At 62.9% G+C, this 19,533-nt stretch carries 20 protein-coding genes and 1 riboswitch; of the genes, 12 read left to right on the top strand and 8 right to left on the bottom strand.

Annotation, left to right across the window (positions count from 1 at the left end):
- Positions 1-113: 113 nt before the first annotated feature.
- Complete coding sequence (putA, locus tag AC1DOG_RS04135) at positions 114-3,824, bottom strand: trifunctional transcriptional regulator/proline dehydrogenase/L-glutamate gamma-semialdehyde dehydrogenase (protein WP_477926921.1); 3,711 nt, start codon at positions 3,822-3,824, stop codon at positions 114-116.
- Positions 3,825-3,944: 120 nt separating this feature from the next.
- Here putA and AC1DOG_RS04130 point away from each other — a divergent pair, with 120 nt between their 5' ends.
- The 5 genes from AC1DOG_RS04130 to AC1DOG_RS04110 all read left to right on the top strand — a co-directional run bounded on the left by AC1DOG_RS04130 (position 3,945) and on the right by AC1DOG_RS04110 (position 7,652).
- Entirely contained in the window at positions 3,945-4,415 is a 471-nt protein-coding gene (locus AC1DOG_RS04130) for an Lrp/AsnC family transcriptional regulator (protein WP_112818942.1), read from the top strand.
- Between the two features lie 78 nt (positions 4,416-4,493).
- A riboswitch (TPP riboswitch) is annotated at positions 4,494-4,589 on the top strand.
- A 48-nt stretch (positions 4,590-4,637) separates the two neighbouring features.
- Complete coding sequence (thiM, locus tag AC1DOG_RS04125) at positions 4,638-5,441, top strand: hydroxyethylthiazole kinase (RefSeq protein WP_477926920.1); 804 nt, start codon at positions 4,638-4,640, stop codon at positions 5,439-5,441.
- Positions 5,438-6,073, top strand: coding sequence for a thiamine phosphate synthase (gene thiE / locus AC1DOG_RS04120; RefSeq protein ID WP_113008915.1), 636 nt, complete (start codon positions 5,438-5,440; stop codon positions 6,071-6,073). The genes thiM and thiE overlap by 4 nt, the downstream gene beginning before the upstream one ends.
- Positions 6,070-6,891 carry a bifunctional hydroxymethylpyrimidine kinase/phosphomethylpyrimidine kinase gene (thiD, locus tag AC1DOG_RS04115; protein WP_477926919.1) on the top strand — a complete coding sequence of 274 codons (822 nt, stop codon included), beginning with the start codon at positions 6,070-6,072 and terminating at the stop codon, positions 6,889-6,891. The genes thiE and thiD overlap by 4 nt, the downstream gene beginning before the upstream one ends.
- Positions 6,888-7,652, top strand: a complete 765-nt coding sequence (locus AC1DOG_RS04110; RefSeq protein ID WP_477926918.1) for a 3-oxoacyl-ACP reductase — start codon at positions 6,888-6,890, stop codon at positions 7,650-7,652. The genes thiD and AC1DOG_RS04110 overlap by 4 nt, the downstream gene beginning before the upstream one ends.
- A gap of 17 nt (positions 7,653-7,669) precedes the next feature.
- Here the strand turns inward: AC1DOG_RS04110 and AC1DOG_RS04105 are convergent, their stop codons facing one another.
- The 3 genes from AC1DOG_RS04105 to AC1DOG_RS04095 all read right to left on the bottom strand — a co-directional run bounded on the left by AC1DOG_RS04105 (position 7,670) and on the right by AC1DOG_RS04095 (position 10,829).
- Positions 7,670-8,518, bottom strand: coding sequence for a carbohydrate ABC transporter permease (locus AC1DOG_RS04105; RefSeq protein ID WP_018896552.1), 849 nt, complete (start codon positions 8,516-8,518; stop codon positions 7,670-7,672).
- Entirely contained in the window at positions 8,511-9,452 is a 942-nt protein-coding gene (locus AC1DOG_RS04100; RefSeq protein ID WP_112818798.1) for a carbohydrate ABC transporter permease, read from the bottom strand. The genes AC1DOG_RS04105 and AC1DOG_RS04100 overlap by 8 nt, the downstream gene beginning before the upstream one ends.
- A 66-nt stretch (positions 9,453-9,518) precedes the next feature.
- Complete coding sequence (locus tag AC1DOG_RS04095) at positions 9,519-10,829, bottom strand: extracellular solute-binding protein (protein WP_112943524.1); 1,311 nt, start codon at positions 10,827-10,829, stop codon at positions 9,519-9,521.
- 210 nt (positions 10,830-11,039) lie between these two features.
- Between AC1DOG_RS04095 and AC1DOG_RS04090 the strand changes: the two genes are divergently transcribed.
- The 5 genes from AC1DOG_RS04090 (at position 11,040) to AC1DOG_RS04070 (ending at position 15,178) form a co-directional block, all read left to right on the top strand.
- Positions 11,040-12,239 carry an ROK family transcriptional regulator gene (locus AC1DOG_RS04090; protein ID WP_112818796.1) on the top strand — a complete coding sequence of 400 codons (1,200 nt, stop codon included), beginning with the start codon at positions 11,040-11,042 and terminating at the stop codon, positions 12,237-12,239.
- 33 nt (positions 12,240-12,272) lie between these two features.
- Entirely contained in the window at positions 12,273-13,373 is a 1,101-nt protein-coding gene (locus tag AC1DOG_RS04085) for a Gfo/Idh/MocA family protein (protein WP_112943525.1), read from the top strand.
- Positions 13,374-13,392: 19 nt separating this feature from the next.
- The gene (locus AC1DOG_RS04080) at positions 13,393-14,034 is read left to right on the top strand and encodes a ThuA domain-containing protein (protein WP_112818794.1); all 642 of its coding nucleotides are present in this window, start codon (positions 13,393-13,395) and stop codon (positions 14,032-14,034) included.
- A 90-nt stretch (positions 14,035-14,124) separates the two neighbouring features.
- A complete protein-coding gene (locus AC1DOG_RS04075; protein WP_113198413.1) occupies positions 14,125-14,412 on the top strand; it encodes a hypothetical protein in 288 nt (95 codons plus the stop codon).
- 91 nt (positions 14,413-14,503) lie between these two features.
- Positions 14,504-15,178: a spermidine synthase gene (locus AC1DOG_RS04070; protein WP_112973059.1), complete on the top strand. Its 675-nt coding sequence runs from the start codon at positions 14,504-14,506 to the stop codon at positions 15,176-15,178.
- 1 nt (position 15,179) lies between these two features.
- Here AC1DOG_RS04070 and AC1DOG_RS04065 read toward each other — a convergent pair whose 3' ends face one another.
- Genes AC1DOG_RS04065 through AC1DOG_RS04055 form a run of 3 tightly spaced genes read right to left on the bottom strand, consistent with a single transcriptional unit; the run spans position 15,180 to position 18,280 of the window.
- Positions 15,180-15,977, bottom strand: coding sequence for an HpcH/HpaI aldolase family protein (locus AC1DOG_RS04065; protein ID WP_477926917.1), 798 nt, complete (start codon positions 15,975-15,977; stop codon positions 15,180-15,182).
- Between the two features lie 19 nt (positions 15,978-15,996).
- Positions 15,997-16,857 carry a sugar phosphate isomerase/epimerase family protein gene (locus AC1DOG_RS04060; RefSeq protein ID WP_477926916.1) on the bottom strand — a complete coding sequence of 287 codons (861 nt, stop codon included), beginning with the start codon at positions 16,855-16,857 and terminating at the stop codon, positions 15,997-15,999.
- A 49-nt stretch (positions 16,858-16,906) separates the two neighbouring features.
- Positions 16,907-18,280: an amidase gene (locus AC1DOG_RS04055; RefSeq protein ID WP_477926915.1), complete on the bottom strand. Its 1,374-nt coding sequence runs from the start codon at positions 18,278-18,280 to the stop codon at positions 16,907-16,909.
- Positions 18,281-18,503: 223 nt separating this feature from the next.
- Between AC1DOG_RS04055 and AC1DOG_RS04050 the strand changes: the two genes are divergently transcribed.
- Positions 18,504-18,815 (top strand): hypothetical protein, encoded by a 312-nt coding sequence (locus AC1DOG_RS04050; protein WP_112973062.1) that lies wholly within the window; start codon positions 18,504-18,506, stop codon positions 18,813-18,815.
- A gap of 63 nt (positions 18,816-18,878) precedes the next feature.
- Complete coding sequence (locus AC1DOG_RS04045) at positions 18,879-19,316, top strand: DUF1810 domain-containing protein (protein ID WP_477926914.1); 438 nt, start codon at positions 18,879-18,881, stop codon at positions 19,314-19,316.
- A gap of 9 nt (positions 19,317-19,325) precedes the next feature.
- Here the strand turns inward: AC1DOG_RS04045 and AC1DOG_RS04040 are convergent, their stop codons facing one another.
- Positions 19,326-19,514 (bottom strand): hypothetical protein, encoded by a 189-nt coding sequence (locus AC1DOG_RS04040; protein WP_047505429.1) that lies wholly within the window; start codon positions 19,512-19,514, stop codon positions 19,326-19,328.
- Positions 19,515-19,533 lie beyond the last annotated feature (19 nt).

Raw genomic sequence — 19,533 nt, 5'->3', positions numbered from 1 at the left:
TCACAAAGAAGTCATTCCAAGGTCGCCACCTTTCTACTGAAGGTGGCGACGTCGCGAGGGCCAGTGCTGCTATTGCTTGTCCGACGCCCTGTCTCGAAGAACGCCGCTGCGTATCAGCCGATCGACATGAGGCTCGCATTGCCGCCGGCGGCAGCGGTGTTGATTGAGGTAGAAACCTCTTCCAGCAGCCAGTTCAGGCAATAGGCTTCGGGATTGCGCTCCAGCTCCGCCGTCGAGGCCGCCTGCGTCAGGAGCAGCGGGCCGGACATGGCCGCGATTTCCTGCTGCATCGAGGCAATGCGCGCGCTGTCGCCTTCGATGAGCGCGCCCGAGAGAATCTCGCTCGTGCTCCTGCCGTTGCCGAAGTGGATACGCTGGGATACGCTCGATGGAAGGCCTTTCAGGCTGTTGCGAAGGCTGTCACTGCATTCGATGAATGCCTTGTTGCCTGTTGCCAGAACCGATGAGATCTGGCGATGCAGGCCGACTTCCGAGACCGGTGCGCAGAAGATGGTGCCGCGCGAGTGCAGCGCGTAGATGTTGCGCTCGCCGACGGGGCCGGTGAGCTCGCTCTCCAGACCAAGCGCCGATTGGCTGCCAAGATTGCGGGCCATCTCGGCCTCGTCATGCAGTTCGCGCTCGTCGAGCCACTTGGCGAAATCCGAAAGCGCGGGATCGCTATAGACCGAGCTGTGCTGAGGCGGGATCGGCGGTGTATTCACCAGGCGGCCGAGATAGAGCGGTCCGCCGGCCTTCGGGCCAGTTCCGGAAAGCCCGCGCCCGCCGAAGGGCTGAACGCCGACCACGGCGCCGATGACGTTGCGGTTGACGTAAACGTTGCCGACCGCGATGCGGGAGGTCACGCGGGCGATCGTCTCGTCGAGGCGCGTGTGCAGGCCGAAGGTCAGGCCATAGCCCGTGGCGTTGATCTCATCGACCAGCCGGTCCAGATCCTGCCGGCGCCAGCGGATGACATGCAGCACCGGCCCGAACACTTCGCGCTTCAGTTCGGCGATGTTGTTGAGCTCCACGATCGTCGGGGCGACGAATGTGCCCTGCTGTGTCTCTGTCGGCAGCTCGATGCGTTCCACCTGGCGGCCAAGCGCCTGCATCGATTTTACGTGGGTCTCGATGATTTCCTTCGCGTCGGCCGTAATGACGGGGCCGATATCGGCGGAGAGGCGATTGGTGTTGGCGATCGTCAGTTCGCGCAGCGCGCCCTTCAGCATCGCCAGCGTGCGGTCGGCGACGTCGTCCTGCAGGCAAAGAATGCGCAGCGCCGAGCAACGCTGGCCGGCGCTGTCGAAGGCCGATGCGATGACATCGCCCACGACCTGTTCGGCAAGCGCCGAGGAATCGACGATCATCGCGTTCTGGCCGCCGGTTTCCGCGATGAGCGGGATCGGCTTACCGTCGGCCGACAGGCGCTTGACGAGTTCGGCCTGGATCAGCCGGGCAACTTCGGTCGAGCCGGTGAACATGACGGCTGCTGTCTCCGGCGCCGCGACAAGGGCCGCACCGACGCTACCTTCGCCCGGAACCAACTGCACGACATCCTTCGGAATGCCCGCCTCATGCAGGATCCTGACGGCCTCGGCGGCAATCAGCGGCGTTTCCTCGGCGGGCTTCGCGAGAACTGGGTTGCCGGCAACGAGGGCGGCCGCGACCTGGCCGCTGAAGATCGCCAGCGGGAAGTTCCATGGGCTGATGCAGACGACGGGCCCCAGCGGCGCGTGTGACGGCCCCAGCGTGCGGCGCGCCTGTTCGGCGTAGTAGCGCAGGAAGTCGATCGCCTCGCGCACTTCGGCAATGGCGTTTTGCACCGACTTTCCGGCTTCGCGGATGATGAGGCCGAGGAGCGTCTCCATGCGCGTCTGCATGATATCGGCCGCGCTGTCGAGCACCGCCGCACGGTCTGCGGGCGAGACGACGGCCCAGGATGCGGCTGCCGCCTTCGCCGCCTGCATTGCTGCTGCGACTTCGAATGGCGTTGCCTCACGAACCTGGCCTACCGCGTCCCTATGATCGGCGGGGTTGAGTACGTCGCGGGCGCCGTTGATGTCGGTCGCTTGGCTGGGCAGCGCGCGCCAGCCCTTGGTGGCGCTTTCGCCCAGCAGATGGGACAGGTGGTTGAGCACCGTTTCGCTGGAGAGATCGAGGCCGGCGGAGTTGACGCGGCTTCCGTAGAGTTCGCCGGGGAGCGAGATCTTGTCGTGCTTCTGGCCGACGATCGGCATCTTCGAGACGATCTCGGCCGGGTCGGCGATCAGTTCGTCGATGGAGACGTTTGGATCGGCGATCCGGTTGACGAAGGAGGAGTTGGCGCCGTTCTCCAGCAGGCGACGCACGAGATAGGCAAGCAGCGTTTCGTGGGTGCCGACGGGTGCGTAGATGCGGCAGGGGCGGTTCAGGTTTTGCCGGCCGACCACCTCGTCATAAAGCGGCTCGCCCATGCCATGCAGGCACTGGAACTCGTATTTGCCGACATAATAATCCGAGCCGGCCATCTGGTAGATGGTTGCCAGCGTTTGAGCGTTGTGGGTCGCGAATTGCGGGAAGACCGCATCGGTCGCCGCCAGAAGCTTCCTGGCGCAGGCGACATAGGAAACGTCGGTGTAGATCTTGCGGGTGAAAACAGGGAAGTCCGCGAGGCCATCGACCTGCGCCCGCTTGATCTCCGCATCCCAGTAGGCGCCCTTGACGAGGCGCACCATGATCCGACGGCCGGCGCGGCGCGCGAGGTCGATGATGAAATCAAGCACGAATGGGCAGCGTTTGCCATAGGCCTGGACGACAAAGCCCATGCCGTTCCAGCCTTCCAGCTCGGGGTCGAGGCAGAGCGCTTCCAGAAGGTCGAGCGACAGTTCGAGGCGGTCGGCCTCCTCGGCGTCGATGTTGAGGCCGATGTCGTAGGACTTGGCGATCAGCGCCAGCGCCTTAACCTTCGGCAGTAACTCGTCCATGACGCGGGCGCTCTGCGTGCGTGCGTAGCGCGGRTRCAGCGCCGAMAGCTTGATCGAGATGCCCGGGCCTTCATAGATGCCGCGCCGATCAGACGCCTTGCCGATGGCGTGGATCGCGGTCTCGTAATCCTTGTAGTAGCGTTTCGCGTCCGCGCCCGTGGTCGCGGCTTCGCCCAGCATGTCGTAGGAGTAGCGGAAGCCGCGCTGCTCGAGCGGCTTTGCCCGCTGCAGCGCCTCGTCGATGGTCTCGCCGGTAACGAACTGCTCGCCCATCATCCGCATCGCCATGTCGACGCCGCGGCGGATCACCGGCTCGCCGCAGCGGGCGATCAATCGGGTCAGAGCCGCAGAAAGGCTGCGATCGGCGACCGTCGATGTCAGCTTGCCTGTCACGACGAGACCCCAGGTCGCGGCGTTGACGAAGAGCGAGCGGCCGCCGCCGAGATGCGCCTTCCAGTCGCCCTCGGAAATCTTGTCGCGGATAAGCGCGTCGCGCGTGGGCGTGTCGGGGATACGCAGCAGCGCCTCGGCCAGGCACATCAGCGCGATGCCCTCCTGGCTGGAGAGCGAATATTCATGCACCAATCCTTCGACGCCAGTTCCCTTGTGCTTGGCGCGCAGGGCCTCGATCAGCTTGCGGGCGGTGTCGGCAGCGGCTTTCCTGACGTGATCGGGGAGGGCGGCTGCTTCAATCAGGCGTGGCACGCAGATCGTCTCCGGCGTGCGGTAGGCAGCCGTGATGGCGCGGCGCAGATCGCTCTGTTCTCGGATCGGAGTGGCGAATCCATCAAAGGGATTTGCAGAGCCGTTGCCCTGCTCTACTGTGACTTCGACTGCTGCCGCGTCGGTGGTGATTGCCATGCTGGGCTCCTGATCCGCTGATGTCGCGAAGTTAGCAGATTTCAAAAAGTCAATTTCACTTGATTTAGAACGTTCTAGTCTTTAGTTCGCTATTCAATATTCATATTGGAGGAAATTATTGTGGCGAGCGCGGGAAATGTCAGGGAAATCGACCAATTCGATCAGCGCATCCTCGACGCGCTCGTCGCCGATGGCAGGATGTCTGTGACCGACCTCGCCAAACGCGTGGGTCTGTCCAACACGCCCTGCCAGGTCAGGCTCAAGCGGCTGATCGAGGATGGCTACATTCTCGGCTTCCGCGCCATCATCGACGTCAACAAGCTCGGCCGCAACCATGTGGCGTTTACCGAGGTGAAACTCTCCGACACCAGGGAGAACGCGCTGAACGCTTTCAACGTTGCCGTCCGTAAGCTGCAGGAGGTGGAGGAGTGCCACATGATCGCCGGCGCATTCGATTATCTCCTGAAGATACGTACGTCCGATATCGCCAATTATCGCCTCGTTCTGGGCGAAAAGATCTCCAGCCTCCCCTTCGTCGCCAACACATCGACCTTCGTTGCGATGGAGGCGATCAAGGAGAACGGCGCCTGATCGGAGGCCGATTGCCAGCTCTGGGCTCCTGTCATTTTAGCGCGTGACAGCGGTCGGCTTCTCTGACAAAACAGGCCCATTGAGAGACAGGGGCGTTTGCCGACGGCAGACTGAGAAGTACCCTTTGAACCTGAACCAGATAATGCTGGCGGAGGGAGTCGCTCGGACCCTTCGGCAGTGCTATCAGGGTCCCCGCGTCTTGCCCCGCCCGAAAGGGGCATGATGAAAGACGACAGATCTCCCGGTTCGATGCTCGATGCCATGCGCGCGCAAAGGCCGCTCGTTCAGTGCATCACCAATTTCGTTGCGATGAACATCGCCGCCAACGTGCTGCTCGCAGCCGGCGGTTCGCCTGCCATGGTGCATGCAGAGGAAGAGGCCGGCGAGTTCGCGGCGATCTCCAGCGCGCTGACTGTTAACATCGGCACGCTCTCGTCGAGTTGGTTGAACGGCATGCGTGCCGCTGCCAGATCGGCGGGCGAAAACGCCAAGCCATGGGTCCTCGACCCTGTCGCCCATTATGCGACTGCCTTTCGCAGACAGGCCGTCGCGGAGCTGCTGGCGCTTCGCCCGACCATCATTCGCGGCAACGCGTCCGAGATCATCGCGCTCGCCGGTGGCGAAAGCCGGGGGCAGGGCGTCGATAGCCGCGACCCCGTGGAGCAGGCGGAAGCTGCCGCCAGCCATATCGCAGACAAGCATCAGGCCGTGGTGGCGGTGACCGGCGAGGTCGATTTCGTCACCGACGGCGCGCGCGCCTGCCGCATCGAGGGCGGCACTTCGCTGATGCCGCAGGTGACGGCGCTCGGTTGTTCGCTGACATGCCTCGTCGGTGCCTTCGCCGCCGCAAGGCCCGGTGCTCCGTTCGAAGCGACGATATCGGCACTCGCCATGTTCGCCGTCGCCGGCGAAGAGGCGGCGCGGGTCACTGACGGACCGGGGTCATTTTCGTGGCGGTTCCTCGATGCCCTAGCGGCGATAGACGGCGCCGCGATCGACAACAATGCGCGGGTGCGGATGCTATGAGCAGGATCGATCTCTCGCTCTATCTCGTCCTCGATCCCGAGCTCTGCGCCGACATCGGCATGGTCGAAACCGCAAGGCGCGCCGTCGCCGGTGGCGCGACGGTCGTGCAGCTTCGCGACAAGCACGCCTCCACCGCGCGCATGATCGAGACCGGCCTTGCTCTGAAGGAGGTGCTTGCCGGGACCGACGCCTTGCTTGTCATCAACGATGATGTCGAGGCGGCCGTCGCGATCGGCGCGGATGGTCTGCATGTCGGCCAGGACGATATGGTCGTGCGCGCCGCACGCGAGCGGGTCGGACGCGACATGATCCTTGGCCTGTCGGTGGAGACCGAGGCGCTCGCGAGGGCTGTCGATCCGGCATTGGTCGACTATGCCGGCATCGGCCCGGTCTTCGCGACGCCGACCAAGCCGGATCACAAACAGCCGATCGGCTTCGACGGCCTTGCACGTCTCGTCGCTGTCTGCCCGGTTCCATCCGTTGCGATCGGCGGGCTGAAGCTGGCGCATGTCGGCGGTGTTTTTGCTGCCGGTGCCGACGGGATCGCCGTCGTCTCGGCGATCTGCGGCACATCAGATCCTCGCGCCGCCGCCCGCGAGCTTTCAGAGGCTATTCAAGGGAGATCACGATGATCCGCAACGTTCTCTCCATCGCCGGATCCGATCCATCGGGCGGCGCGGGCATCCAGGCGGACCTCAAGGCCTTTGCCGCGCGCGGCGTCTATGGCATGGCGGCGCTCACCGCGTTGACAGCGCAGAATACGCAAGGCGTATCCGGCGTTCACCTCGTGCCAGCAGGTTTCGTCGCCGATCAGATCAAGGCCGTGTTTGCCGATGTCCGGGTCGATGCCGTGAAGATCGGCATGATCGCCAATGCTGAAATCGCCGATGCCGTCGCCGGCGTTCTCAAGCTTCATCCCGGCATCCCGATCGTGCTCGATCCCGTCATGGTGGCCAAGGGTGGGGCGAAGCTTCTCGACCCCGCTGCGGTCGATGTGCTTCTGCGCCGGCTGCTGCCGCTTGCGACTCTGCTAACGCCCAATCTGCCTGAGGCAGCCGCGTTGCTCCACACCGATGTGGCCGAGAGCCGCCGGGAGATGGGCGAGCAGGCCGAAGCGCTGCGCGCTTTGGGACCCGCTGCCGTGCTTGTCAAAGGCGGCCATCTCGAGGGCGACCAGAGCCCCGACGTGCTGGCAACGGGAGACGGCCTCGCCTGGTTCGAGGCCGCCAGGATCCCGACAGCAAACACCCATGGCACTGGCTGCACGCTGTCGAGCGCGCTTGCGGCCGAGCTTGCCAAGGGCGCGCCGCTGCCAGATGCGGTGGCCTCCGCAAAAAGCTATCTCGCCAGCGCGGTGGCTGCGGCCGGCACACTTGACGTTGGCTCGGGACATGGCCCGGTCCAGCACTTTCACGAACTTTGGACGACAGCGAAAGGAGACGCGAAATGACAATGCCGATCAGTGAGCAGACGGTGATCGTAACCGGTGCAGCGCGCGGGCTCGGCGCGGCGATCGCCAGGGCTTTTGCCCGCGAGGGCGCGAAGGTGGCGATCAACTATCGCAACAGCTGCGAGCAAGCCGAGGTGCTGGCGAAAAGCCTCGGCGAGCGGACGCATGCTTTTCAGGCCGATATCCGCGACGGCGCGGCCGTGCGCGAACTGGTGGCGGATGTCACGCGCACGCTGGGGGCACCGACGACTGTGGTGCACAATGCGCTCGCCGATTTCAGCTTCAACGGCGATGCACGCCCGAAGCTCGGCGAGCTCAGCTGGGAGGAGATAACCAAGCAGCTTGATACGGCGGTGAAGGGAGCTCTGAACCTCATGCAGGCAACCCGCCCGGCCATGGCCGCTGCCGGCTTCGGGCGCGTTGTCACGATCGGCACCAATCTCTTCCAGAACCCGGTCGTGCCATATCATGACTACACGGCGGCGAAGGGTGCGTTGTTGTCGCTGACCCGCACGGCCGCGGCCGAACTCGGGCCCGACGGCATCACCGTGAACATGGTCTCAGGTGGGCTGCTGCGCACCACCGATGCCAGCGCCGGGACGCCCGAGGCGGTGTTCGATCTTATCGCCGCCAGCACGCCGATGCGCCGTGTGACGACGCCGGAGGAAGCCGCCGACGCCGTGCTGTTCTTCGCCAGCCCCTGGGCGCGGGCGGTTACCGGCCAGAACCTGATTGTTGACGGCGGCCTTGTGTTCGGCTGACGTCTTTTAGTTCAACATCACGACTTGACCGCGCCTGCGGTCAAGCCGGCGATGATGTGCTTCTGCGCCAGGAAGAAGACGATGACGGTCGGCATGATTGTCAGCGTGATGAAAGCGAGCACCAGTTGCCATGCGGTGCCGAATTCGCCGCGATAGACCATGATGCCGAGCGGCCAGGGGTACATCTTCTCCGAGTTCAGCATGATCAGCGGCAGGATGTAGCTGTTCCAGCTGCCGACGAAGGAGATGATGCTGACCGTCGCAATGATCGGTCGAGAAAGCGGAAGGCAGATATGCCAGAAGAAGCGCATGTAGCCGCAGCCATCGACGACGGCCGCCTGGAACAATTCCTCCGGAAGGTTGCGAAAATAGTTCCGGAACAGGAGTATGCTCATGCCGAGCCCGAAGGCCACCTGCGGCAGCACCACGCCCCAGTAGGTGTTGAGCAGCCCGAGATCGCGGATGCGGATGAAGAGCGGCAGAATGGCGGTCGCGGCCGGAAACATCAGCCCGATCAGGAAGTAATTCAGCAGGAAGTCTGCGCCGAAGAAGCGGACATGCGCGAAGGTGAAGGCCGCCATCGCCGATACCGATACGGTAAGGAAAACGGTCAGCGCCGCGATGAGCAGCGAGTTGACCATCTGTCGCCAATAGCGATCGCCGAACAGGATGTCGGTGTAATTTTCGACATGCCACTCCACCGGCAGGCCGAACGGATTGGTGCGCAGGTCGCCCAGATCCTTGAAGCCGCCAAGCGCTGTGGTGACCAGCGGGATCAGGACGATGGCCGATATGATGACCAGCGACGTGTAGAGATAGGCTTTGGTGCCGGCATTGAGCCGGTCGGATGAAACGACGTCAGTCATGGCGCATGAATATCCGTTTGTAGCTGAAGGCGAGCGTTACGCAGATCAGGAAAAGCACGACGCCGACGGCGCTTCCGAGCCCGACCTGCATGCGGGCCACGCCGAAGTTGAAGAGGAAGGTCACCATCGTCTGCGTGGCATTGAACGGACCGCCGCCCGTCAGAGGCATGATGAGGTCGAACAGCTGCAGCGAGCCGACGACGGCGAAGAAGACCGAGAGGCGCACCGTCGATCCAAGCAGCGGCAGGGTGATATAGCGGAACCGCTGCCAGCCGCTGGCACCATCGATTTCGGCGGCCTCCAGCACGCTCTTGTCGAGCGATTGCAGTCCGGCGATGAACAGCATCATGTGGAAGCCGAAGTATTTCCAGACGATCACGCCGAGTACCGCGTACATCGCCAGATCCTTGTCGGCCAGCACATAGGGTGTCTCGACGCCGAGCAGATGAGCGATCGAGGCGAAGAGCCCATAGTCGCCGTCGTAGACGAAGCGCCAGATCAGGCCGGCCGCGACATCAGCGAGCACGTAGGGCAGGAAAAAGATCAGCCGGAACACAACGACACCGGCAATGCGGTGCGCCAGCATCATCGCCAGCCAGATTGCGAGCGGAATCTGGATCGCGATCGAGATCACCATGATCATCGCGTTGTTCTTCAGCGCGGTGAGGAAGGCGCCGTTCTTGAACAGGAGTTCGAAGTTGCGCATGCCGACATATTGCGTCGGCAAGCCATAGCCGTCCCATTTGTAAAGACTGTACCAGGCGGCCTCGCCCATCGGCAGGATCACGAAGATCGAGAACAACAGAAGCGCCGGCGGCAGGAAGAGCAGCAGCACGGGCAGGCGGCCTGCAACGGCCGGATGTTTGCGCCGGGCGGACTGGGTGGCCGGTATGCGCGCGGGTCTGATTGCGGTGGCGGCGCTGACATTGGCCATGGGGACCTCACATTCCAGACATCAAATTGCGGCGCGAGAGCGTGCCTCGCGCCGCGATGGTCTTGATCAGAACTGATCCTGCTCGAAGGCATCCTGGATCTGCTGGGCGCCATCGGTAGGCGTCATCTGTCCGGAGACGATAGCGACCGACACGTCGTTGACGACGCGACCGACCGAGGGGCCGAGATCCTGGTCGAAGAAGTTCTGGTGCCATGTGGAATGTGCCAGCTGTTCGGCCGATTCGTGCAGCAGCGGGTTGGTCACGCCATCCTCTGCGCCGACCGCGACCGGGATGATCATGCCGGCCTTGGCCATGGTGCGCTCGTTCTCGGCATTGGTGAGGTAGGCGAGGAAGTCGAGCGTTTCCGGCGGCGCCTTCTTGGTGACGGCCCAACCGTTCAGGCCGCCCAGCGTGTCGGTGACAGCACCGGCGCCGCCAGTAACGGCGGGGAAGGCGAAGCGGCCGATATTGTCGGGGTTCAGGCCCTTCTTGTCGCCGGCATTGGTGCGCTGGTTGGCCTCGGTGTTCTGGAAGCCGAGGATCATCGCCGCCTTGCCGTCGCCGAAGACGCCGAGCGTCTGCGGCCACGTGGCCCCGAGGTAGCCGGGCTGGAATGGCTCGAGCTTGCCGAGTTCGGCGAGCTGCTCGCCGGCCTTGATCATCGCCGGATCGTTGAAGCCTTCACCCTGGCCATTCTTGGCGGCATCGAAGACCTGCTGGCCGCCGTTGCGCATCACCAGATAGCTCCAGTAGAAGTGGATCGGCCACTTCTCGCCGCCACCGCCTGCGATCGGCACGATGCCGGCGTCCTTGATCTTCTTCACTGCGGCCAGATAGTCGTCCCAGGTCTTGATCGTGGTGGCATCGACGCCGGCCTTCGCGAACAATTCCTTGTTGTAGAAGAAGGATACGGTGCCGACCGCATAAGGGACCGCGCCGATCTTGCCGTCATAGCTCAGGCCCTTGACGGAGGCCGGGTTGTAGGTTTTCACCCACGCGCCATCCTTGGCGTTCATCGCTTCGCTGAGATCGAGCAGGGCGCCAGTCGCGAGCTGCTGTTTCAGGACGCCGCCGCCCCAGCTGTAGAAGAGATCAGGCGCATCGCTGGACTGCAGAAGCGTCGGCAGCTTCGCCTTGAAGGCCTCGTTTTCGAGGAACTGCATCTCCACCTTCGTGCCCGGATGCTCGGCCTCGTAATTCTTGACGATTTGCTGCCAGACGCCGAGATAGGTCGGGTCGATTTCGAGATGCATCCACTTGATTGTCGTGTCGGCAGCGGCAGTGCCGGCGGCAATCAGAAGCGCGAGCGCAGTCGCGGTCGAGCGGGTAAAGGCGCGACTATTGAACAGGGCTTTCGCCCTTTGATGATTGAACATAAGGTCTCCTCCTCAAGGGAAAATCGTCCTCTACAATTTTGTCCCTTATGCGGATTAAATGATCGGCAGCTTTGCCAGAATGTCAACTCCCTTGGCTGCATTTGGCAGATTAGCCTTGACAGAGGGCTGAATCTCCACGCTATTTAATTCGCATTCCGACAAAAATACCGACCTGCTTCGGCGGTCGCCACAAGAGCCGTGCACGAATAGATGAAGACCGCAGACCCGGAATTGATGCGCGCGATCAATCGCCTGAACGTGCTCGACACGGTGCGCCGACATGGGCCGATCGCGCGCGTCGAGATCAGCGAGCGCACGCAGCTGTCGACCACCACGGTGTCGGCCATCACCGCCTCGCTGCTGGATGATGGCCTCATCCTGCCGCGCCACGAAGGCGATATCCGCAACGAAGCGGCGCGCGGCCGGCCACGTGTCATGTTGGAGCTCAATCCGGATGCGGCGCGTGTCGTGGGTGCCAAGATCGCAGCCAGCCGCATGGTCTTCGTCGTCACCGATTTTCGCGGCGACGTGCTCTCGAATCTCACCCTGCCGATCCGGATCGATCGCCAGCCGATCGCGGTTATCGCCGATCTCGTCGAGGATGGCGTGCGGCGTTGCGTCGTCGATGCCGGCCTGTCGCTGGAGGATGTCGATACCGTCTGCCTTAGCCTGCCGGGTGTCATCGAGCATCGAACAGGGCATATCCGCAGCAGCCCCATCTTTCGGGACGTCAATGTCGATTTCGCCGCTGAGATGACGACGCGGCTGAACACCTCGACCATTGTCGAAAGCGACGCGCATGCCATCACGCTGGCGCATCACTGGTTCGGCAAGGCGCGCGATTTGGAAGACATGGTCCTGATCTCGCTGGAACAGACGCTGGGGCTCGGCGTGCTCCATGGCAACCAGCTGTTTCGCGGCGCCGGCGGCCTCAGCCACAATCTCGGCGATCTAGTGCTTGGCATGGGACCGCGCGGCATCGTGCGGCTGTCGAGCCAGGCGGGCGAAAGCGAAATTCTGGGCGAGCAGCCGGCGGGTGGGCGATTTGCCGAGGCGATCCGGCTCGGGCGCGGCATGGCGCATGCGCAGGCCTTGATCAAGGCAGAAGACAACGCGCTGATCAGCGCGGCGATCCGGGCGGGGGAGGCCGTCGGCGTCGCGGTTGCCAATATCGTGACCATCTTCGCGCCGCCGCGCGTCATCCTGGTGGGCTCCAGCCTGGCGCTTGGAGAGCCTTTCCTGGAGAGCCTTCGAAATGCCTACGCGCTGGCCATCCCACCATCGCTCAGGGGCGTCGCGGAACTCGTCTTCGACGATTCCAGCGACGACTTCTGGGCACAGGGGGCTGCGGCCGTCGCCCTTTACGAACTCTACGAGTCGCCGTGGAACACCACGGGCCCGGCGCTCTGACGCTTTCAGAACCAAAATCTATGGGAGGAAATCATGGATAAAGTCGGCATAGGCATCATCGGATGCGGCAACATATCGGGCGCGTACCTGAAGGCCATGGCGTCTTTCCCCATTCTCGACATCAGGGGTTTGGCGGATCTGAACAGCGAGCTCGCGCAGGCAAAGGCGGCTGAGTTCAACGTGCCGGCCAGAAGCGTCGACGAACTCTTCGCCGATCCCTCGATCGAGATCATCGTCAATCTGACCATTCCGAAGGCGCACGTCGCTGTCGGCCTGCAGGCGCTTGCCGCCGGCAAGCACACCTATTCGGAAAAGCCGCTCGGGATCAACTTCGCTGAAGGCAAGCAGCTCGCCGAAGCGGCCAAGGCGAAGGGCCTCCGCATTGGTGCGGCACCCGATACTTTCCTCGGCGGCGGCCACCAGACGGCCCGCGCGCTGATCGATCAGGGCGTGATCGGCCAGCCGGTGGGCGGTACGGCCACCTTCATGTGCCCCGGCCACGAGCGCTGGCACCCCAATCCCGCCTTCTACTATGAAGTCGGCGGCGGGCCGATGCTGGATATGGGGCCGTATTACATCACCGATCTCGTCAATCTCTTCGGGCCCGTGGCGCAGGTGGCGGGCTTCGCGGTGACGCCGCGCAAGGAGCGCGTCATCACCAGCGAGCCGCGAAACGGCGAGCATATCCCCGTGCATGTGCCGACCCATGTGTCCGGCCTGATGGCCTTTGCCAACGGCGCCGTCGTGCAGATCGGCATGAGCTTCGATGTCGCCGGTCACAAGCACGTACCGCTCGAGGTCTACGGAACCGAGGGAACGCTGATCGTGCCCGATCCCAATCACTTCGGCGGTGAAGTCGAGCTCCTACGCAAGGGCGGCTCGTTCGAAAGCCAGCCGCTGACCGCGCCCTATGCCGACGGAAACTACCGATCGATCGGTGTCGCCGATCTCGCCTATGCGATCCGTCAGAGCCGGCCGCATCGCGCGAACGGCAGCCTGGCGCTGCACGTGCTGGAGGTCATGGAAGCGTTCCAGACCGCATCGGACACCGGCCGCACCGTGGCGATCACCACGCAGACGGAAAGACCGGCGCCGATGTCGGAATCCCTCGTCGACGGACGTCTGGGCAAGTAATTATTGAGGAGGAAGTTTAATGCGTGAAGCACTGATCGTTTGGGGCGGATGGAGCGGCCACGAGCCGCAGGAATGCGCCGCCATCGTCAAGGACATACTCGAGGAAGACGGCTTCAAGGTCTATGTCGAGCATACCACCGAGGCTTTCGCCGACCCTTCCGTTCACGACCTTTCGCTCGTCGTGCCGATCGTGACCATGTCGAAGATCGAGAAGGAAGAAATCAAGAACCTTGCGGCCGCGATCGAAGGCGGTGTCGGTCTGGCCGGCTATCATGGCGGAGCCGGCGACAGTTTCCGCGAATGCGTGGAATACCAGTTCATCGTTGGCGGTCAGTGGGTCGCGCATCCCGGCAACATCATCGACTACCGGGTCAACATTACCCGCCCCGATGACCCTGTCATGGAAGGCATTGCCGATTTCGACTACACGTCGGAGCAGTACTACATGCATGTCGACCCCTCCAACGAGGTGCTGGCGACGACGACCTTTACCGGCGATCACGCCTATTGGATCGATGGCGTGGTGATGCCGGTCGCCTGGAAGCGGAAATACGGAAAGGGACGCGTCTTTTATTCCTCGCTCGGCCATCAGGCCAAGGAGTTTTCCGTGCCGGAAATGCGCACTATTTTCCGCCGGGGCGCCAACTGGGCCGCGCGCTGAGCTCGCGCAAAATAGGTATTAGCACGCGGTTGGAACATTACCGGCCGCGCGCTATTTCTTCATGGTATTCAACGTGAAGGAGTTTCCAGCATGCGCAAGCTTCTCGCAGTCACCTCAATCGTCATCATGGGCTTTGCCGGCAGTGCATTCGCGCAGATGAACATGGGCACGGACAGCAGCGGTCGGTTTGATGGCTCGCCTCCACTCGGAACCGGCCCGCAGGACGAACAGTCTAGCGGCCTTTCCATTCCGCTCGATTCACTTGAGACGGGAAGCACCGCAGGCAGTGCCCCGGTCCAGTGGACGCGCTGCCCGCCGCACCAACGCAATGCTGCCAATCGCAAGTCGACCAATCCGGCGTGCATCGACGGACAATGACCTGACGGAGCGTTGCTGTGCAGCCTCGTGTTTGCGTTTCGTTGGCGCGATCTTTTGTGCTAGTGGGGCGTCTCAACGCGAGGCCTAAGACATGCTGCCCTGGATTCAGCTCGATTCCGCTCAAATTCCCGGCGAGGCTGGCGAACTGCGCCTGAAGCAGCGCGGCAGCGAATTCTCGATCATGCTTGGATCGAACGAGCTGATGAACAGCCGCCTCTCCGGCTCCGAGGAAGCACTCGCGACGCTCTCCTATGACAAGCTCAAGGGCCGGCCGCGCCCGAGCATCCTGATCGGCGGTCTCGGCATGGGCTTCACGCTTCGCGCGGCGCTGGCCGTCGTGCCCAACGATGCGACCGTTGTCGTCGCCGAACTGGTACCCGCCGTCGTCAGCTGGGCGCGGGGGCCGATGGCGGAAGTCTTCAAGGGATGCCTTGATGATCCCCGCGTTGGCATTTATCAGGGGGATGTGTCCGAACTCATCCGTTCGAGCCGGGCAAAATTCGACGCCATCCTGCTTGATGTCGATAACGGGCCGGATGGACTGACCCGTCAATCGAACGATGGGCTCTACGACTTCGCCGGGCTGAAGGCCGCACGCGAGGCCCTGCGTCTCGGTGGCGTGCTGGCCGTCTGGTCATCCGGCCCCGACGCCAGCTTCACGCGCCGGGTGCGCGACAGTGGTTTTGCGGTCGAGGCCGTCAATTCGCGCGCTAACGGAAAACGTGGCGGCGCGCGCCACGTCATCTGGCTGGCACAGAAGAAATAGCCTAGCCGGTCTGTCCGTTGCGAGCCGTGGCGATGGCGTTCGCGGCGCCGGCGCGAAGCTGCTGCGTGTCCGCGCCGGCAATGACGAGATCAAAGCCCATCTTCAGCAGCTGCCCGGCGCGCTCGCCGTTGCTGCCGAAGATGCATGCGAACTTGCCATACGCGCGGCAACGGGCGAGCAGCTGCTTCAGCACAACATCCATTTCAGCCGCGTCGGGCGCTAGATGCGCACCGTTCGATAGTGCGATGGAAAGGTCCGATGGGCCGATAAAGACGCCGTCGATGCCGTCAACGCCGAGAATGTCATCGGCGGCATCGAGCGCTGCCCGGGTCTCGATCATGGCGATCGCGACAGTCTCCATATTCGCCGTCGCCAAATAGTTCGTGGCGGCGAGGCCGGTGTGGTTCATCGCCAGCGTCGGTCCCCAGCTGCGCTCGCCGAGCGGCGGGTACTTGGTCGCCTTGACCAAAGCATGCGCATCCGCGATCGAATTGATCATCGGCGCGATAATTCCAGACGCGCCGGCATCGAGCAGCCGCGAGGCCGTCGAGAAATCGCCGACGGGAATACGCGCCATCACAGGCTTGCCGGCCAATCGACCCTGCCCGATGCCATTGGCGGCCGACACCATGTCCCAGACGCCGTGCTGCATATCGAGCACGACGGCATCGAAGGCTTCCTGTGCGAGATGATTGACGAAGAGCGGATCGGGTATGCCGATCCACGCCGAAATCAGACCGCCGCTTTCGCCCGACCTGAGGCGTTTTGAAAAGTCGTTGATTGCAGTTGAACCAGGCATACTAGTCTCCTTCCGCAGCTCAGCCCGTGGCGCGCTGCTCATCTCGATGGAATTGTTCGATAAAGGCCTTCTGAAGAAGGATGCCGTCCCATTCGTCGGGGAAGAACGGCGAATCGTAGATAAGCGTATAGGGACCGGCATATCCGGCCTGTCGGCATGCCTCCAGGCACTTGCCGTAGTCCTCGGCATCCATGCCTGATGCGGTATAATTGGCCTTGGCGTGGCAAATCTCGGCGCGGCGCATGATGTCCGAAAGGCCGGCATATTTGTCCGGCGCCGACCAGTTGCCGAGATCGCCGTTGAGGCCGACCTTGCCGCCGAGATCGTCAAGCAGCCAGTTCATTTCTCGCGGCGACGGCAGGAGGTCGAACCAGTTCTCGGTGACGACGCGGATGCCGCTCTCCTCGGCCTGCTCCGCCAGCCACGAGAGATGTCCCGACGAGCGAGCGAGGTTCTCGTCGCTCGGCTGCTGTTTTCCCGCGATGACTCGCATGTTTCTCGCGCCAAGCGCGGTTGCGATCTCGATCCAGCCGGCGATCCAGCGGATATCGCGCTCGGCCGTTGCGGGATTGCTCGGGTCGCCGTCCTCGACCAGCAAGGTCTGAAGCAGGACGCCGGACTGATCGAGGGCTGCGCGCAGCCGCCGTAGATAGTCCGCGTCGAGGCTCGGCAGATGGAAGGAGCAGATCTCCAGCCTGTGGATGCCGCGATCGGCAAGCTGGCGCGGAACGTCGATCAGTTCGACGCTGCCGGGGCCGTAAGGCTCCTGCGGTGCCCCGCTCTTGGCCGGATCGGGGCTATAGGGATGGACCGCGCCTAGCGCCCGGTGCAGCGACCATGTGGAGACGGCGAACCGTCCGTTCTCGATATCCTCGATCATTGCATTCCTCCTCGTTCCCACCCTATCTAGGCAACAACGCCTTGGAATTTCAAACGGAATCTCCGGTGATCACAGCTTCCGCCGAAAGGCTGGCGGCAAGCAGCGCCTCGTCGCGGCCGGCGGTTGCCGAAAGCAGCAGACCGACCGGCATATCCGCGTCGCCGGTCCCGCAGGGGATCGACACGCCGCACCAGTCGAGGAAATTGCCGAGCATGGTGTTGCGCAAGGTCTTGCCGTTGGTCGCGAAGAAAAGATCGTCGTTTGCTTCCAGGGCGGCGATCGGTGGCGCGACATGGGCGACTGACGGGTAGGCGATAATGCTATCGCCGACCATGCGGTCGACCTCCGCTATCAGTCGCTCGCGCGCTTCGAGAATGGCGATGTAGTCAGGCATCGTGATCGTCTGGCCAAGTCGGGTGCGTTGCACGACGCGGTGGTCCATCTGATCGGCCTCCTGCCCGGCAAGGCGCTCGCGATGAAGCGCGAAGGCTTCCGCAGTCACCAGGCTGCCGTATTTGCCCATGAGGGCGAGGATTTCGTCGAAGGCCGGGATGGTGACGCGGGTGACCGAAGCACCTTCCGCGATCAGCCACTCCACGCTTTGCTCGAAGGCTGCGACGACGCCGGCCTCGGCGCCATCGAACACGACATTATCAGGAATGACCACATCCAGCGCGCGGAGCGAGCTCGGGGTGATGGCGGGCGCGGCGGTCAGGCCGCGCATGGCCGCGTCGACCCAGATTGCGTCCTGAACGGTGCGGCAAAGGGGGCCGAGCGAATCCAGGCTTCGCGCCAGCGGAAAGACCCCGCCCATGGGGTAGCGCCCGCGTGTTGCCTTGTAGCCGACGACGCCATTGAAGGCGGCGGGGATGCGGACCGATCCGCCCGTGTCGGTGCCGATCGCCACGGGGACGAGACCTGCGGCCACCACGGCACCGGCGCCCGAGGAGGAGCCGCCGGGAATACGTGGCTCATCCTTGCCGCGCGGATTGTGCGGTGTGCCGTAATGCGGGTTTATGCCGAGGCCGGAAAAAGCGAATTCGCTCATGTTGGTGCAGCCGACGGCGACCATGCCGGCCTGCGCAAGCGCGCTTACGACCGCTGCATCGTCTTCTGCCACGGGGGCGTCCCGCAGGACCTTGGAGCCGGCCGTCGTCGCGCGCCCCTTGATATCGAACAGGTCTTTCCAGGCAACGGGAATGCCCTCAAGCAAGCCGCGCGACCGGCCGGCCTTCAGCCGCGCCGAGGACGCCTTGGCCTCTTCAAGCGCGCGGTCGGCCAGCAATTCGGTGAAGATCGACTGATCGGGGTGCACCTTGATGTCCTCAAGCACGGTCTCGGTGACCTCCACCGGGTCGGCGGCGCCGTTCTGGATGAGAACGGAAAGTTGTGCGATCGACATCGCACCAAATGATTTCGTCATGTCAGTGTCCGTGGTCTGGATGAATACCCGACCTAAGCCGAGTTTCCTCGAAGTGCCAAGCCCTTGAAGCCAGATCAAACCGATTGGTTCGATTTTATGAACACTGAGTTTGCGTATCCGGCCTTCAACCGTGGCGGTTGCCACCACATATCGGGAATGCGCGAAAGACGCCACGGGTCGAGGGATGTTGTAGGCACCTCGCGCGGATTTCAGGAGCAAGACAATGAGAGATGTAGACAGCTGGAGCGCCCCTCGCGGCGACACGGTCCATCATCATGCAACGGACGAAGAGTTGGACGGTATGGGCGAGCGCGAATACGTGGAACACATCAAGGCAACCAGCCGACCATCGGTATCGGAACGGTTTCTGATCGTTGGAGCCCTGCTGGTTCTTGGCGCGGCGGGATATGTCGCGCATATGAACACCTCGACGGCATCGGCTGTCGATCTCGCCCCTGTCGGAGCGATCTCGGATTCCGGCCCGTCGCTGGATTATTGCCGGGAGCATAGCCCCTATCCGGACAAGTCCTGCTGAGGACTTGTCGGCTTAAACTGGAGAAACGGCGACCGTGACATAGTTATAGTCGGGGAGGGCATCATGTCCGCTGATATCGACTACGATCTCGATCGCTTCATCGACGCTCAAAATGGTGTCTATGACCGCGCGCTTGCGGAGCTCAGGAATGGCCGCAAGCGCTCGCACTGGATGTGGTTCATCTTTCCGCAGATGGCAGGTCTCGGCACGTCGTCAATGGCCGAGAAATATGCCATCCGCTCGGCCGGCGAAGCCTCGGCCTATCTGGCAGATCCTATCCTCGGCGCCCGCCTTGTGCGCTGCGTCGACGCAGTATTGTCGATCAATGCAAAATCCGCGCATGAGGTGTTTGGCTCTCCCGATGATCATAAGCTCCGATCGTCGATGACGCTGTTCGCGGCGGTCAGCGATCACGGATCACCTTTCCATCAAGTGATAGATCATTTCTACGCTGGAGCGTTCGACCATCACACGATCGAACTGCTCGATGCAGGCCGATAACTCACGGCACTAGCCAACGCGAGAATGTTCGAGCGTATCGATTTCCGCCGAGATTTCCTCGATGCGAGAACGCAATTCACGATCAGTGCCGTCGTTGACATCCTCGTCACCGAAGCAATCGCGCGCATCATAGAGTTCAAGCTTGGCTTCAAGCTCCGCCCGTTTGGCATACAGGCGATGGAGATAAATGTAGTTCATCTTCCCGCTCAACCGTGTT

Source organism: Rhizobium sp. 01N48 (assembly GCF_056399145.1).
Note: the sequence above shows the minus strand (reverse complement) of the source record. Positions and strands in the feature narration are given on the sequence as shown.